16 protein-coding genes are annotated in these 14,561 nt (G+C 36.8%); all 16 read right to left on the minus strand.

The window, feature by feature from the left end; translation table 11 throughout:
* Positions 1 to 6: 6 nt before the first annotated feature.
* The 16 genes from BM143_RS14010 to BM143_RS14085 are packed head-to-tail and all read right to left on the minus strand — an operon-like array spanning position 7 to position 14,507.
* Complete coding sequence (locus BM143_RS14010; protein ID WP_090025076.1) at positions 7 to 1,146, minus strand: hypothetical protein; 1,140 nt, start codon at positions 1,144 to 1,146, stop codon at positions 7 to 9.
* A complete protein-coding gene (locus tag BM143_RS14015) occupies positions 1,143 to 2,276 on the minus strand; it encodes a hypothetical protein (protein WP_090025077.1) in 1,134 nt (377 codons plus the stop codon). Before BM143_RS14015 ends, BM143_RS14010 begins: the two co-directional genes overlap by 4 nt.
* 3 nt (positions 2,277 to 2,279) lie before the next feature.
* Positions 2,280 to 3,242 (minus strand): glycosyltransferase, encoded by a 963-nt coding sequence (locus BM143_RS14020; protein ID WP_090025078.1) that lies wholly within the window; start codon positions 3,240 to 3,242, stop codon positions 2,280 to 2,282.
* A 10-nt stretch (positions 3,243 to 3,252) separates the two neighbouring features.
* Positions 3,253 to 4,041, minus strand: a complete 789-nt coding sequence (locus BM143_RS14025; protein ID WP_090025079.1) for a glycosyltransferase family 2 protein — start codon at positions 4,039 to 4,041, stop codon at positions 3,253 to 3,255.
* 9 nt (positions 4,042 to 4,050) lie between these two features.
* On the minus strand, positions 4,051 to 5,007 hold the full coding sequence (locus BM143_RS14030; protein WP_228430838.1) for a glycosyltransferase family 2 protein: 957 nt from the start codon (positions 5,005 to 5,007) through the stop codon (positions 4,051 to 4,053).
* 1 nt (position 5,008) lies between these two features.
* Positions 5,009 to 5,677: an NAD-dependent epimerase/dehydratase family protein gene (locus BM143_RS14035; RefSeq protein ID WP_090025080.1), complete on the minus strand. Its 669-nt coding sequence runs from the start codon at positions 5,675 to 5,677 to the stop codon at positions 5,009 to 5,011.
* 57 nt (positions 5,678 to 5,734) lie between these two features.
* Positions 5,735 to 6,913: a glycosyltransferase gene (locus BM143_RS14040; RefSeq protein ID WP_090025081.1), complete on the minus strand. Its 1,179-nt coding sequence runs from the start codon at positions 6,911 to 6,913 to the stop codon at positions 5,735 to 5,737.
* Between the two features lie 45 nt (positions 6,914 to 6,958).
* Positions 6,959 to 7,855, minus strand: a complete 897-nt coding sequence (locus BM143_RS14045; protein WP_090025082.1) for a glycosyltransferase family 2 protein — start codon at positions 7,853 to 7,855, stop codon at positions 6,959 to 6,961.
* A 10-nt stretch (positions 7,856 to 7,865) separates the two neighbouring features.
* A complete protein-coding gene (locus tag BM143_RS14050) occupies positions 7,866 to 8,966 on the minus strand; it encodes a DegT/DnrJ/EryC1/StrS family aminotransferase (protein ID WP_090025083.1) in 1,101 nt (366 codons plus the stop codon).
* A 24-nt stretch (positions 8,967 to 8,990) separates the two neighbouring features.
* The gene (locus tag BM143_RS14055; RefSeq protein ID WP_090025084.1) at positions 8,991 to 9,959 is read right to left on the minus strand and encodes a 3-oxoacyl-ACP synthase III family protein; all 969 of its coding nucleotides are present in this window, start codon (positions 9,957 to 9,959) and stop codon (positions 8,991 to 8,993) included.
* Positions 9,960 to 9,969: 10 nt separating this feature from the next.
* Positions 9,970 to 10,200 (minus strand): acyl carrier protein, encoded by a 231-nt coding sequence (locus BM143_RS14060; RefSeq protein ID WP_034723936.1) that lies wholly within the window; start codon positions 10,198 to 10,200, stop codon positions 9,970 to 9,972.
* 4 nt (positions 10,201 to 10,204) lie between these two features.
* Positions 10,205 to 10,732: a GNAT family N-acetyltransferase gene (locus BM143_RS14065; protein WP_034723934.1), complete on the minus strand. Its 528-nt coding sequence runs from the start codon at positions 10,730 to 10,732 to the stop codon at positions 10,205 to 10,207.
* A gap of 56 nt (positions 10,733 to 10,788) precedes the next feature.
* On the minus strand, positions 10,789 to 11,202 hold the full coding sequence (locus BM143_RS14070) for a sugar 3,4-ketoisomerase (protein ID WP_090025085.1): 414 nt from the start codon (positions 11,200 to 11,202) through the stop codon (positions 10,789 to 10,791).
* The gene (locus tag BM143_RS14075; protein ID WP_167375297.1) at positions 11,189 to 12,370 is read right to left on the minus strand and encodes a glycosyltransferase family 61 protein; all 1,182 of its coding nucleotides are present in this window, start codon (positions 12,368 to 12,370) and stop codon (positions 11,189 to 11,191) included. Before BM143_RS14075 ends, BM143_RS14070 begins: the two co-directional genes overlap by 14 nt.
* On the minus strand, positions 12,355 to 13,617 hold the full coding sequence (locus BM143_RS14080; protein WP_090025087.1) for an ABC transporter ATP-binding protein: 1,263 nt from the start codon (positions 13,615 to 13,617) through the stop codon (positions 12,355 to 12,357). The genes BM143_RS14075 and BM143_RS14080 overlap by 16 nt, the downstream gene beginning before the upstream one ends.
* A gap of 41 nt (positions 13,618 to 13,658) precedes the next feature.
* On the minus strand, positions 13,659 to 14,507 hold the full coding sequence (locus BM143_RS14085) for an ABC transporter permease (RefSeq protein WP_090025088.1): 849 nt from the start codon (positions 14,505 to 14,507) through the stop codon (positions 13,659 to 13,661).
* Positions 14,508 to 14,561 lie beyond the last annotated feature (54 nt).

Below are 14,561 nucleotides of genomic sequence, written 5' to 3' on the forward strand. Positions count from 1 at the left end.
GAAGTTTTAATTGATAAATATATTATGAATTTTGTAGTAAATAAAATAATATACTTTTTTGAGTAAAGCATCAAGAGCCGGGAAAGTTAAGAAGCCTCCCGTCTTCAGCATCATCGTCCACGAAAGATTAAACAGGATCAATAAAAAGGTCATGATTTCCTGCTTTCTGGTAAGAATGGATTTCTGGTCTGTGACAATAAATATAGTCAGCAGAGAAAAGAAAATGTTGATCCATCTTCCCCAATCCAGGGCCAGATAAAATAAAGGAATTAAAAAGGCTGTCTGTATCACTATAAACAGAGCGCTGATTTTCACTTTATTCAATCTGCAATAGAGGTAAAAGGTAAAGGCACCAATCAATATGCTGATGATATAAGTCTGATAACTGTATAAATTTTGTTTGTAAAAAGCTAAGACATTGTAGTTCGGATCATATTCATAAATTCCCAGTTCATCCAGTATCAATCCATGGTTCTTTAAAAATAATACGGAATTTTCTGTATTGATGCTGATCCCGAACTTATAAAGAATGAGCATGACAATGGTAGCAGGAATCAGTTGATAAATGGCTATTTTTTTTATTTTATCCACTAATGAACCACTATTTTTCACAAAATAAGTGAAGCTTACAAAAGGAATATAAAAGTAGGCTGCTTCATGGGTTAAAATAGCAATAAGAATGAACAGCGTAATGACAAAATCCTTCACAACGATTTTAGATCGAAGACAAAGAATATACATGATATAGAAAAGGAAGAATATAATTTCTTTTTTTGATGCAATGGAAGGGTCTTTTACCATCATTCCGAAACCTGCCGGCAGCAGGACAAGGGCAAGAACCAAAAGATTGTTTTTCTCTTTCCAGAACAGCTTGACCAATAAATAAAAGAACAGGGTATACACGACGAACAGAAAGGCGAATATGATGTATTCCAGGTTGATTTTAGAGATCTCATTAATCGCGATAAACAGGGTGCCGAAAAAGCCTCTTCGTTTGAAGCCTCCGTCCTGATAGTTGATCAGCCATTCTCCAAGATACCATCCTCCTTTATTCTCTACAATAAGCGAATAGGTGGTTTTTATACTAACAAAATAATAAATTGCTAGTACGATGCTGATTATATAAGTAACTGGTTTTGGTTTCATCCGCGAAATAGATTAAAATATAAAAAATAGTACACCTTTTTTATCAAAACATCAAGCAGTGTAAAACTTGAGAACCCCTGATAAAAGGCCATCATTGTCCAAAAAGAATTAAAGATCATTAATAATACCGCAATACCATCTTTTTTCAGACTGCTCACCAATTGCTTTTCCCCAATGATAAAAAGGGTCAGCAAAGAAAAGAAAATATTAATCCATCTGCCCCAGTCGAAGCCCTTAATAAATAATGGAATCAGGAAAATGACCTGTACGATGAGAAAAACAGGACTGATTTTAATCTTATTCAGTTTACAGTAGATGAATACAGTTAGGGCACCCAGAAATATACTGATGCTGTAGGTCACATAGCCATACAGATAGGTTTTATAGATGCTGGATACATCAAAATCAGATTGATAATAATCGTATATGTTTAATTCTTTTAACAGGTAGCCATGATCTTTAAAAAATGACACCGTGTTTTCCGTTTTGATGCTGATCCCGAATTTGTAGAGAAATAGCATCATAAGGGTAGCAGGAAGTATCTGATACAGAAATATTTTCTTTATTTTATGAGTCGTTGGTTCACTGTTTTTTATAAAATAGGCAAGGCTCACGAAAGGCAGATAAAAAAATGCAGCCTCATGGATGAGCAAAGCTATGAGGATAAACAGCGTGATCACATAATCTTTGACCACCATTTTAGACCGCAGACATAGAAGATACAGAAGGTAAAAGAGAAAGAATATAATCTCTTTTTTAGGGATGATGGTGTGATCTTTTAAAACCATTCCCAAACCTGCTGGGAGTAGCAAGAGACTTATGGTTAAAAGGGTATTCTTATTCGGCCAAATAAATTTTATTAAGAGAATAAAGAAAAGGGTGTAAATGATGAACAGAAAAATAAAAACGATATTGGCCAGATGAACTCCGGTGAGTTCATTGATGAAGACAAATAAACTTCCGAGAAGCCCTCTCCGTTTAAATCCTCCATCCTGATAATTGATCAGCCATTCTCCAAGGTGCCAGTCATTTTTATTAACGACCAGCTGCAAATAAGTATTTTGCAGATATACGTAACAATAAATGGCTAATAATAAACCAATTAAATAGTTAATTATTTTCGTTTTCATACATTAATCAATAAAAACCTCCTTAAAGGTATCCATCACGGGATGCGGCAGGAATTTCCGGAATAATTCTTCTGCAGACCGACTCAGATCCGCATCTAATAGAATATCTCTAAGCTCTTTTTCATTACGGTAATAATAGGCCTGATCTCCCAGGTGACTGATATGTGCTTTTTCAGGAGGATCTGCAAAAGCGACCACCGGTTTTCCTTTAATGGCAAATTCCGCCACTGTAATTCCGAAAGTTTCTCCTCTTTCACGGGCATGAAGCAATGCATTACAGGTATTGATGAATTTTTGTTTCATGATGATATCCGAGCTTGGAGGCAGGAAAATAATGTTGGAAGGAGGAGATTTCCACCATCTTTTTTTCACAAAAGAATCTACACCCATAAAAATAAAGTAAACATCTTTATATTTTGAAGCTATTTTTTCGATGGTCTGTTGCGCAAATAGGATGTTAAAGCTGGCATGACCACCATAGTAACCGAATACTTTTGCATGCGGAGGAATATTCAGGTCTTTTCTAAGATTTTCATTCGTTCCTTCTTCAAAATTAACCATGTGCGGCACAAAAGGATATTTTGAACCTGTCATTTCATGGCTCAGCCATTCAGAAACGTAAGCGTATACATCTCCGTGTGGTTCAAAATGCTTGAAGACACTGTGGATGCATGTTTTACATTCTTTGGTTTCTATATGATCGATATCGCCGTTTTTAATGGCGTAAAACAGGTCTATATTATTTTTACTGATGAGGTTATCAACTTCTTTAAAGTCAGAATAGCCAATTACATTAAAGCGTTTGGCAAATTTTTCGATACCCAGCGGATGGTTGGTTGTCGAAGTTTTATCATATACAATCAATGACTCGTTTCCCAGATATCGTTCATTGAAATCTGCATAATCATATAATGCGATGGAAGTCCCTCTGTAGTTGAGTTCGTTCTCATGGAAAAGAATTTTCATTCTGTACGGTTTATTTAAATTTATTTTTCAATTTACTAAGTATTTTCCGAATGATGCTTTTCTTCGGGTACTTGGTAAGATCATTGTGTTTGAAAAGACCTTCACCCTGTGCAATTTTGAAATCCTGCTTCACCCACCACGCGGCAATATTTCTTTCAAGTGATGCAGTTTCCCCTGAAAAAGGAATGATGGTATCCAGCAGAAAATCCTTACGGACAAGATAAGGATTATTCGTCCAGTTGGCCCAGCGGGAAGTGGTTACAAAATAGTCACCCTGTTTCTGTATTTTGTCCGGAAATTCTTGGGCAGGATCCAACCAGTGCAGAGATTCCAGAAGGTGTGGTGAGGTACATTCATGCCAGTCGTCATAATAATCAAGCTCGTTGCCTTTATGTCTGATGGAGATCAGCGGATATCCGGGAGTCTTTCTGTTCCGGTAGCGTATAACATCAAATCCCTGATCCAGAAGTTCTATGCCGCTTTTAAGCTGTGAAAGGGTGGTTGCCTGATCTTCAATAAGCTCCCAGTCGTGTTCCAGGAAGAGAATGTTTTCAGATGAAGCATTTTCAGCCAGTAATTTCATTCCTTTTCCGATCCCGATATTCTCATTCAGTCCTATGTATCGGATTCCATACTTTCCGGTCGTCTTTTTATCCTGTTCACTTACTTCCTGAAAAAGAATGAGAATATCATCCGTCATCTCAAGAAGCCCGTGTTTTTTATAGGATTTTAAAGTGTTTTTCAGCGTTTCTCCGGTTTTCCAGGAGAGGATGCAGATGCTAATTGGTAATTTTTCCATAGATATCCGTTAAAGATTGAGAAAAGGATGCTGGCCCGTCATTGAAATCTTTCTTGCCGCTTCGATCTCTTTAAATTTTTTTGAAAAGTACTGATACTGTTCCAGATAAAATTTTGATTCGTTGATATTTCCTTTAGCACTTAATTTTAAAATATAGGAAAGGATCGCCGTTTTTTCTCTTTTGACGTTATAATCATAATTGGGGTCAAGATATTTGGTTTCCCGCTGCATTCTCATCGAAAGACGGGTGTTCGCCAGTAATTCAGCTTTGTCTTTCGGTTGTTTTTTATGGAAAGACTGTACGGCATCATGCACGACTTTACTTTTTGTGCAGACCAATATCTTTAATCCGAAATAGGTAATTCTGTTGACATACTCATAATCTTCGGCACCATAAAAGAAATAAGGATTGAATCCGCCTACTTTTTCAATGATATTTCTGGGAATAAACCAGTGGGCCGCATTCACAAAACTGATTTCATAAGACGGTTTGGCTTCCCCGAAATAAACATCGGAAAACATTCTGTTGTTTCTGACATCTTTGGCCAGATAATTCTCAAAATGAATGTCAAATTTTTTCTCGCTGCCATCCAGATGCATTGGACTTAGAATACCAATCTTGCTTTTATCTGGAGCATTGTTGTAAACATCAAGCATATTTTGAAAGCTGTCCGGAAAAATCCAGGCATCCTGGTTCATCAGATAGAAGAAATCTGCTCCTTCCCGGTATGCTTTTTCTATTCCTAAATTATTGGCTTTTCCAAAACCCAGATTTTCGGCAGATTCTATAAGATCAATTTCAGGGAAGTGGGTTTTAATGTATTCCTGACTTCCATCCGTAGATCCGTTGTCGATCACAATGCACTTTACAGGAACCGAAGAATGTCTTAAACTGGTAAAACATCTTTCCGCCCATTTCATAGCATTGTAAGTGACGATGATAACGTGAATAGTAGACATTTTCATCTTAAATATACTTTTGGGTTAAAGTTTTCAAATAATCTTCCGGCTGTATTCCGGAGAAAAAAGTTTCTATAGATTCATCAAAGCCGACCTTATAAAAATCGCCTTCTTCCACTTCAGAAAAACAGGCCTTCATCCGGGTCTTTTCTTCAATGGCATTAATGATTTCTTTCAAATCATAATAATACGGGAAAGCCAGATTAAGGGTTTTATTTTCCATATCCAGGCAGTGTGAGCCCAGAAATTTTGAAATATCAGCAATGTCTAAAAGCAGTCTTCTTGCTTTTAAATGAAGGGTAAATTCACTGTTTCCGGAGATCTGGGCTGTGAGGAAATTAAAAAGGGTATTGGGGTTTCCTCCTTTTCCCACGATATTGCCTATCCGCAGAATAAGAAAGTGATCACAGGTATTTTTTATATAGTCTTCGAGCGTCTTTTTATGCAGCACATACGGGCTGTTCTGTTTAGATTGGTCATGAATGCTCAATGTAGAAAAATAGACCAGTTTTCTTTCTTTATTTTCTTCAATCATGGTTTTCAAAAGAGAAAATTCTCTTTCGAATTCTGAATTCCTGGTTTCGAGGGAGTTTGATACTCCTGATGCAAAAAATAAATGATCCTGTGAATCAATACTTTTTAGTGAGTTGGCAATAAGTCCGCTTCCTATAATCATATAAGTGTATATGAGTTTTATTTCAATGATTAACTGGTTTACCTTAAAAGAAAAACTTTATATCTTAAATTTTTTCAAGATGGAAGCTAGTTTCTTATGAATTTTTAGACCTAGCTTTCTGTCTGTTTGTTTGACTTCTTCAGTAAGTTCATTGGTTTTGGTGAACCATCTGTTAAGCACCTGGATTTTTTTATGAATAACCTGTTTTGTAGGCTGTTCTTTTTCAATGCTTTTCAAAATCGCTTTTTCAAATGCTAAAGAAGCATCCTCCCAGTTATACCATTGACCGGCAGTCTGCAACGCATTTTTCTTTAAAGTTTCCAGTTTTTGCGGGTGATCTTTCAGAAGGTTAATGTATTCCAGAATTTTTGTATCATCATTCATATCAGCTATGAGAGAATTGAATTCATGCTTCATATATTCTTCATGCCCTGTTACATTATATGTGATTGCTGTTCCCCCGCAATGGAACATTTCCAGCGGTGGGCCAAACATTCCTTCCACGGTGCTTAATTTCACCAATACATCACAAGAACGGAATATTTTTTGAGTTTCATGGGTAGGAATATTTGAAAATACTCTGTCTACTCCCTCATAATTTTGGATGGGTGAATTCGTTAATAGCCAGATTTCATCTGCTTTGGATTTTTTACAGATTTCTATAGTTTTTGCTACATTTTTGAAACTGCTATTAATATTTCCTTCAATCAGTACTCTGAGTTTGCCGTTTTCCCTTTGTGCATAGGCTTCTCCAGTGGGAGAATAGTTTTCTTTCCTGATCCCGTTAAGCACCAATTCAGAATCTGTATTATAATTCTCTTTAACGTATTTCTGAATCCAACTGGCTTCAGTAATGATATTGAGCTCTAAAAAGTAGGCCGCTTCTGCCGCATTTTGATTGTTAAAATCACTATCCGGATAAAATTTTGATTCTACAGACTGATTAAAATATAAATAAGAATCTGCATTCAGAGAAGCAAGCCCATAGCAGGTTCGCCAGAATGTAGCAATAAGAACGTCAAAGTGGATATGTTCGGCTTGTTGTAGGGTTATTCTAGGTACTTCCTGAATTCCCTTAAACCAAAAAAGCTCTTCATCTTTAACAGGATTGTCGAAAATAAGTATGACTTCCAGCTCACCTCTTTTGTGAATATGAGAGATATGCTCAAATATGACATTGTTCCCCCCCGAGAGAGAAGGGGACGCAAGTATACCTATTTTTAATTTTTTTTTCATTTTGTTTTATCTTTTAATCTACCTATTTATTTTTGAAAACAAATATTAGATAAATTTACATGCTATTTTGTAAATCATAGGAGGGATATGATTTTGAATACAAAATACAAGTCTTTTGATATGAAACGGATAATTCTTATAGAGGATAAAAAACTCTGCAGGAATTTCCTTTTTTAAAAAATATTTTTGCTGAATAAATCCGTTGATTTTGTGCCTGACCTTTCCTTCTTTATCAAACATGGTTTGGAGCATGGCAAATTCGAGATCTATTCTTTCAGCTCTTGTTTTTGAAATATTGTCTGTATGTATTCGATAATAAGCGAGTTTCTCAGGAATATAGGCAATCAGATATTTTTCATTTATTTTCAGCCACCTGTAATAATCTTCTACAATAAATGTTGAATCATATTTGCCGGTTTCCCGCACTGCTTCTGTTCTCATCATAACCGTAAGTGCAGGAATGCGGTTTCCTTTGATAAGTTCCTGTCTGAAAATCAGAGGATCTACATTTCCTGTTTTGTTGTAATCGGCTACATCCTGAACCACAGCAGAGGATTCATTGACGGCAAAAGTATCAGTGAAAATCATTCCATAGTCTTCACCTAGATTTTCCAGCTTAGAAACAGACTTTTCAATAGCTTCGGGATGAAGAAAATCGTCTGCTGCGATGAGCTTGATATATTTTCCTTTTGCAAGAGCAACACATTCATTGAGCATGGTAGCCAGCCCTGTATTTTGAGCATGGAAGTTTTTTTCTGCAGAATAATTGTTTTCTGTCAGCCATTGATCCATAATGTCAGCCGAGTTGTCGGGAGAGGCATCATCACCTACAATCAACTGGATGTTGCTGTAGGTCTGATTTTTTATGCTGTCCAGATTTTCCTTAATAAACTTTGAATGGTTATAGGAAACGACAACGACTGTTACTAACGGTTGCTCCATGTATTTTTAACTAAAACCCGTTTACAGCATCGATGATCGCCTGAATTTCTTCTTCTTCCAAAACTGAAGAGATCGGGAGACTCAATACTTCTTCATGCATTTTTTCGGTGATAGGGAAAGTAAGGTCATTGTATTCCTTATATGCTTCCTGCTTATGAGGCGGGATAGGATAGTGGATGATGGTACTGATTCCTTTCTCTGTTAAATAGGCCTGAAGTTCATCTCTTTTCTCTGTGCGGATTACAAAAACGTGCCATACATGCTCATTTTCGTCAGCCGGATTTTCAGGAAGGATGATCTTTGGATTGTTGATCTCAGAGATAAACCTTTTAGCGATTTCTCTTCTGGTTCCGTTTTCGTGACCGATGTATTTAAGCTTTACGTCTAAAACGGCAGCCTGAATTTCATCCAGTCTTGAATTTAATCCTTTATAGATGTTGACATATTTCTGGTTGGAACCGTAATTGGCTATAGCACGGATAGCTTCAAAGACTTCTTTGTCATTAGTCGTTACAGCTCCTGCATCACCTAAAGCACCCAGGTTTTTGCCCGGATAAAAACTGAAACCTGCAGCATCACCCAGATTTCCGGATTTGATACCGTTCCATTCTGCTCCGATAGCCTGTGCGTTGTCTTCTACAATTTTAAGATTGTGCTTTTTTGCTATATTTTTAAGCTCTTCGGAAAAAACAATTCTTCCCTGAAGGTGAACGATCAGGATGGCCTTTGTTTTCGGGCTTATTTTTTCTTCAATTTTGGCGATGTCAATATTATAGGTATTGGCATCCGGTTCTACAAATACAGGAACCAGTCCGTTGTCTGATAAAGCCAGAACGGAAGCGATATACGTATTGGCGGGAACAAGAACTTCGTCGCCGGCTTTCATGAATCCTAATTCAATATAGGCGCGGAAGATCAGACGCAGTGCATCCAGTCCGTTGGCTACGCCCAGAGCATATTCTGAACCGATGTATGATGCGAGGTTGGTTTCGAAGTTTTTAAGCTCACTGCCCTGCAGATACCATCCACTTCGGAAAACACTGACAAGTTTGTTTTCAATTTCCTCCTGATACTGTAAATTGACCTTTTGAAGATCAAGAAATTTTATCATAATACTATTATTTTAAACGCTCAATTATTTTTTTCTTAAACAAACTGCTCCCCAGGAATAGCCTACGCCAAAACCAACAAGCATCACATTTTTGGAATCTCTTGTTGCAAATGAATTTTTAAAGGCAATAGGGATGGTAGAGGATACGGTATTCCCATAGTCTAACATATCGATGACGAAATTTTCCTGCGGAATATTGATTCTTTTTCTTAAGAAATCGAGCATAAAGGTGTTGGCCTGATGAAAGATATAGGTGTCGATATCACTTTTTTCAAAGCCGTTTATTTTCAGGTTTTCTTCTACAAGTCCGGGAATCGCTTTTGACGTGAAATCAAAAATCTTCGGACCGTTCATATGAAGATAGTTGTCTTTGTCTTCTGTGCTGTCTGTTTTTTTATTTCTTACAGCACCGTTTTTAACGATCAGGTTTTTCGCGCCTTCTCCGTCGGTACCTACAGAAAACTTCAGGATTTCAAAATCGCCGTCTTCAGAAATCAGCGTTGCCGCTGCAGCATCTCCGAAAAGACTGATATTTCCTTTATCATTTTCGTGAATATGTTTTGAATACGTTTCCGCGGTGATCAAAACAACATTCTTCATCATTTTAGAATCAATAAGGGCATTGGCCAGAGATAATCCATAAATATAGCCCGAACATCCCTGATTGATATCTATAGCCCCGCAACTGGTATTTAAACCGGCTTGCGACTGAACGAGGCAGGCTGTTGCAGGTAGGAAATAATCAGGACTTTGGGTACAGACAATTAGATAATCTATCGTAGATTTATCGATCTGGTATTCTTCAACGAGTTTATTGAGTGCTTTTACAGCAATATCTGATGTAAACTCATCTTCTCCGGTAATGTTCCTGTTTCTGATCCCTATTTTTTCAAGAATCTTGTCACTTTCCCAGTCCGGAAACTTTTTTGAAATCTCCTCATTGGAAATAACGTTCTCAGGAATGTAGGTTGAAATATGTTTTATAAAAGCCATTGTTTAATATTTACTGTTTTTTCTCAACAATAAAAGAATAAAGTTCGTTGATATCTTTGAACGAAGTAATCTGCTCCGGCTCAATATCTACGCCATATTCATCTTCGATCATTACTTTGATCACCATAGCGGTAAGTGAATCCCAGTAGCTTTCCTGGCTGTATGCAGTTTCAGGTTCTACCACTGTGTCCGTATTTTCAAGTTGACCCTGAAAATTTTTGATAAATTCATTGATTGACATAAGCTTATATTTTAAATTTTTTGAGAATATCCGGAAGTACCGAATTAAAGGTGTCTTTTGTTAATAGATAATAGTTGTTTTCCTCGTCGCTTCTGATGAGCTCGGGCTTAAACATTTTGTGATAGCTGTTTACGGATGTATTCTGTTTTCTTACCTCAAACTGAATGGTGTCGAAATTCAATTCGTTCAGAACGAAATCTTTGACAGCCATATCCACTTTTACTGAGTTTTTGACGTTCGAATACTCAGGTTTGGAAACCCAGCTTCCTATTTCAGGAAGTCCGGAATCTATTTTGTAAACTCTGTACGTGGCAAAGTCTTCATTGTTTTCATCAAAGGCAATAAAATAATATTCCTTCTGTTGTTGTTCACGTTCTTTATAGCTTTGTATCCATTGCTTTTGAGCGTCTACATCAGGAGAAGTTTTTGAAATAAACCTGGACTTTTTTTCATTATTTCTGATCGATACTATAAATGAAGCATCATCGGTCTCAACGAATCTCAGTTTAATTCCTTTGTATTCAATTATCATCTTTTATTATTTATATTAATACCTTCATCACCGGAGTGAGGTTCAGGTACGAAAATTTATTTGTTATCGATTGCTTCTTTAAAACTTTCAAAATCTCTGAAATAGTCTTCCTCATCATATATTTCAGACGCCAGACAAAGCAAAACCGCATTGTGGGAAAACTGAATGTCTCTCCATACCAGTTTAGGAATATATAAACCTTTTGTAGGATGATCCAGGGTGAAAGTTTCTTTGTTACCATCTTTATCTTCCGTATTAAAGATAATGGTTCCTGAGACAGCAAATATGATCTGCTGCAGTTCTTTATGGGCATGTCCGCCTCTTGTCACATCATGAGGAGTGTAGTAGGTCCAGTAGACACGCTGTATCTCAAAAGGAACATTTTTCTGGGTTTCTGCTATGGTGATATAACCCAGCTGAGATGATCCTATCTTATCGAATGTGATGATTTGTGGTTTATTGTATTCCATTAATGTTTCTAAATAGTTCTTTAAAGTCCTCAAAGTTAATTATAAAATTACTATCGGAGTGAAGCCCGTTATTATTATATAACTGTATATGAAAATCTACATCAAATATACGGCCCAGGTTGGAAAAAGCAGTGAAAGATTCTGCATTTTCAGCTACAAAAGAGATCGCTCTAGGATGGTTTCTGCAGAAAATCATATTCGTCCAGGCGGCTCCCGATATTCCGATGATATATTCAGCATTTTTAAAATAGGAAGCCTGTTCATCAATGCTAAGCTCTTCCAGGCAGACTGGTACAAAGCCAAATTCTTTCAGATAGTCCATGATTTCATCCTGATTGGACGCAATCCGGTGGGTGTTTTTCCGATATAAAAACAGCTTTGTAGGTAATCCGGTTTTTTCCGGCAGATTTTCTATTATCTTATCTGAAAAGCGTCGTATTGTTTCTGCGTTATAAAATGTTCCATCTGCTTTGATCTGACCATCGAAACGGTTAAACTGAATATGGTTGAAATCATTCATATAATACACCTTTTTGACAAAGTATGTTTTATCCTGATTTAAATATTTAACCGTAAATCTGTTCTTTGTAAATATTTCAAGAATGGTTTGCATACTTGGTATTTTCAGGACTATTTCATTAACGAAAATAGTACGGGTGTACTTCTCGTCAAATAACATCATCTTGGGCATCATTTCAATCATAAAATGAAACCAGTTCCATGACCCGTTGCCACCCAGAAAAAAGCCTTCTTCAAGCTCTTCTGTTTCTTTCAGAACTACTTTCGCATCCATATTATTATGTGCCGTGACAAAACCTTCATTAAACCTTTCTCCTTTGCTTCTATAAGTAATCAGATGGTCTTTCACCCAAATTGCAGAAGAAGCAATACTTATATAAGCATCCTCAAACTGGTAAATGAATACTTCAGGAACATCTGTTTCAATGCAACGTTCTTCTGTATTTAACCGTTTTGGAAGATAATTCTTAAAATTGCTTTTTTCGAAAATCTTCTGAACAGCCTGTTGTCTGCACCTATCTATATCGAAGATTTTTATGATTTTTGAATTTGGTCTGTAAAAATAGTTATAGAGGGCCTTCTTGATCGGGTTAGAAAGGTATTCATTGCTTTTTATGTATGGCGCGAGCCTGTTTAAGACCGCTGCCATCCAAAATTGGTTTTTATAAATCCTGGTTCTACTCCAAGCCATTCACCAAGTTCTTTGCCTTTTTCTGCTATCCTGAACGTTAGTATATCTTCTTCATGAAGGACACTTTCATGGATGTTTCGGATAATATATAAACTTAAAACGTATTCTCCTACATTGAAAAAGTCTTTAGGAATATCGCAGATCAGTTTATTAGTGCCCGGCAGTAATTTTTCTTTCCCCGAATTGGTTATCGTAAAAAGCACATCATTGTTGAAATTTTTAACGACATAAGAAAGGTGATAATCATTTGCTGTATCCTTTATCGTAATGTCAGTAAGCAAATTAAACTTCTGATCTTCTACAAAATCGGTTTCCTGAGACTGAAGATTTTCATCTACCAATGCAACTGTATTGAGCTCAAAAAGGTTATTCTTGAAGTCCTTATTATCGCCCAGTATTACACTGTTCCCAAATACCTGTTTGTCTCCGTTATAGACGCTGAGTGCTTTTTCCGTAGGCCCGTTGTAAATAATTTCTCCGTTAGACATTACAATTCCCTGGTTGCATAATGACTTGATGGCGGTCATATTGTGGCTTACAAATAATATGGTTCGTCCCTGATCTTTAGTGACGTCGGACATTTTTGCAAGACATTTTTTCTGAAACTCGGCATCTCCTACAGCCAGTACTTCATCTACAATAAGGATTTCAGATTCAAGGTGGGCGGCTACAGCAAAGGCAAGACGCACGTACATTCCGGAAGAATACCTTTTAACAGGAGTGTCAATATATCTTTCAACACCTGAGAAATCAACGATTTCATCAAATTTTCGTTTAATTTCCTTACGGGTCATTCCCAGAATAGCGCCGTTTAGAAAAACGTTTTCGCGTCCCGTCATTTCAGGGTGAAAACCTGTTCCTACTTCCAATAGAGAAGCAATTCTGCCCTGTGTATAGATTTTGCCTGTGGTAGGCTTGGTTACTTTACTTAATACTTTTAAGAGAGTAGATTTTCCTGCTCCGTTTCTTCCAATGATGCCTACAGCATTTCCCTGTCCGATTTCAAAATTAATATTCTGAAGTGACCATACGTACTCAGAGTTGGCTTTTGTTGTTCTGTCATTGGCTTCCCCGATTTTTAAATAGGGGTCTTCCTTGCCTCTCATTTTATGCCAGAACCGGTTAAGGTCATGGGAAAGTGTGCCTGTACCGACTTGTCCAAGACGGTATTGTTTTGATATATTTTCTGCTTTTAAAGCTAGCATATTCTTTATTGAATTTTAAAGTTAATAAAAGGTTGCTGCCCTTATACAGTATCCATGAAGGTTTTTTCAACCTTATTGAAAACAACAACTCCTATCATCAGCAGGATAAGAATAATACCCGTACTGATGCCCAACATAGCAGGAGAAAAATCTCCTACCCCAAGCCATGCATATTTAAAGCATTCGAAAATACCTGTCAGCGGATTATAATAGGCTAACTTTTTGAAAATACCCTGAAGTGAAGATACAGGATAGATAACAGGGGTGGCATACATATACAAACTCACCCCAAATCCAAGCAACATACTGAGATCCTTATATTTTGTAGTAAGTGCTGAAAATATCATTCCTACTCCCAATGCAAAAAGAGCCATCAGAAACACCAGAAACGGTGTAGCGAGAACCCATATATTGGCATGAACTTTTCCCTGACTGTAATAATAAACCCATGCAAGAAGGAATAGAAGGAACTGTACTCCAAACCGCATTAGGTTAGATATTACGATTGAAAGGGGAGTAACGAGTCTTGGAAAATACACTTTTCCGAAAATTGAGGAATTCCCTGCAAAGGTATTGGATGTAGCAAGGAGTGAACCTGAAAAATAATTCCAGAGCGTAACACCCGCAAGATAAAAAAGAATAGGTGGTGCTCCGTCTGTCGGAAGTTTGGCTATGGCACCGAAAACGATCAGATATACGATCGTAGTTAAAATAGGATTGATGAAAAACCATATAGGCCCCAAAATAGTCTGCTTGAAACTGGAAACAAAGTCTCTTTTTACAAACATATACACGAGATCCTTATACTTCCAGACCTCTTTGAGTTTTAGATCAAATAAAGAATGGTCCGCATCAATTGTTTCTGTCCACTTCTGCTGTGGTTCATTCATTTGTGTAATTTTTTACAAATTTAAAATATTTAATTCTTATTCAGTATCTCCAAT

This window comes from Chryseobacterium oleae (genome assembly GCF_900115055.1).
Taxonomy (GTDB): domain Bacteria; phylum Bacteroidota; class Bacteroidia; order Flavobacteriales; family Weeksellaceae; genus Chryseobacterium; species Chryseobacterium oleae.

Bases quoted from the DNA above. Each gene is read 5' to 3' on its own strand.
- BM143_RS14010 (WP_090025076.1), bottom strand. From the start codon at position 1,146: ATGAAACCAAAACCAGTTACTTATATAATCAGCATCGTACTAGCAATT.
- BM143_RS14055 (WP_090025084.1), bottom strand. From the start codon at position 9,959: ATGGCTTTTATAAAACATATTTCAACCTACATTCCTGAGAACGTTATT.
- BM143_RS14070 (WP_090025085.1), bottom strand. From the start codon at position 11,202: ATGGAATACAATAAACCACAAATCATCACATTCGATAAGATAGGATCA.
- BM143_RS14060 (WP_034723936.1), bottom strand. From the start codon at position 10,200: ATGTCAATCAATGAATTTATCAAAAATTTTCAGGGTCAACTTGAAAAT.
- BM143_RS14045 (WP_090025082.1), bottom strand. From the start codon at position 7,855: ATGGAGCAACCGTTAGTAACAGTCGTTGTCGTTTCCTATAACCATTCA.
- BM143_RS14085 (WP_090025088.1), bottom strand. From the start codon at position 14,507: ATGAATGAACCACAGCAGAAGTGGACAGAAACAATTGATGCGGACCAT.
- BM143_RS14015 (WP_090025077.1), bottom strand. From the start codon at position 2,276: ATGAAAACGAAAATAATTAACTATTTAATTGGTTTATTATTAGCCATT.
- BM143_RS14080 (WP_090025087.1), bottom strand. From the start codon at position 13,617: ATGCTAGCTTTAAAAGCAGAAAATATATCAAAACAATACCGTCTTGGA.
- BM143_RS14030 (WP_228430838.1), bottom strand. From the start codon at position 5,007: ATGAAAATGTCTACTATTCACGTTATCATCGTCACTTACAATGCTATG.
- BM143_RS14050 (WP_090025083.1), bottom strand. From the start codon at position 8,966: ATGATAAAATTTCTTGATCTTCAAAAGGTCAATTTACAGTATCAGGAG.
- BM143_RS14035 (WP_090025080.1), bottom strand. From the start codon at position 5,677: ATGATTATAGGAAGCGGACTTATTGCCAACTCACTAAAAAGTATTGAT.
- BM143_RS14075 (WP_167375297.1), bottom strand. From the start codon at position 12,370: ATGGCAGCGGTCTTAAACAGGCTCGCGCCATACATAAAAAGCAATGAA.
- BM143_RS14025 (WP_090025079.1), bottom strand. From the start codon at position 4,041: ATGGAAAAATTACCAATTAGCATCTGCATCCTCTCCTGGAAAACCGGA.
- BM143_RS14065 (WP_034723934.1), bottom strand. From the start codon at position 10,732: ATGATAATTGAATACAAAGGAATTAAACTGAGATTCGTTGAGACCGAT.
- BM143_RS14040 (WP_090025081.1), bottom strand. From the start codon at position 6,913: ATGAAAAAAAAATTAAAAATAGGTATACTTGCGTCCCCTTCTCTCTCG.
- BM143_RS14020 (WP_090025078.1), bottom strand. From the start codon at position 3,242: ATGAAAATTCTTTTCCATGAGAACGAACTCAACTACAGAGGGACTTCC.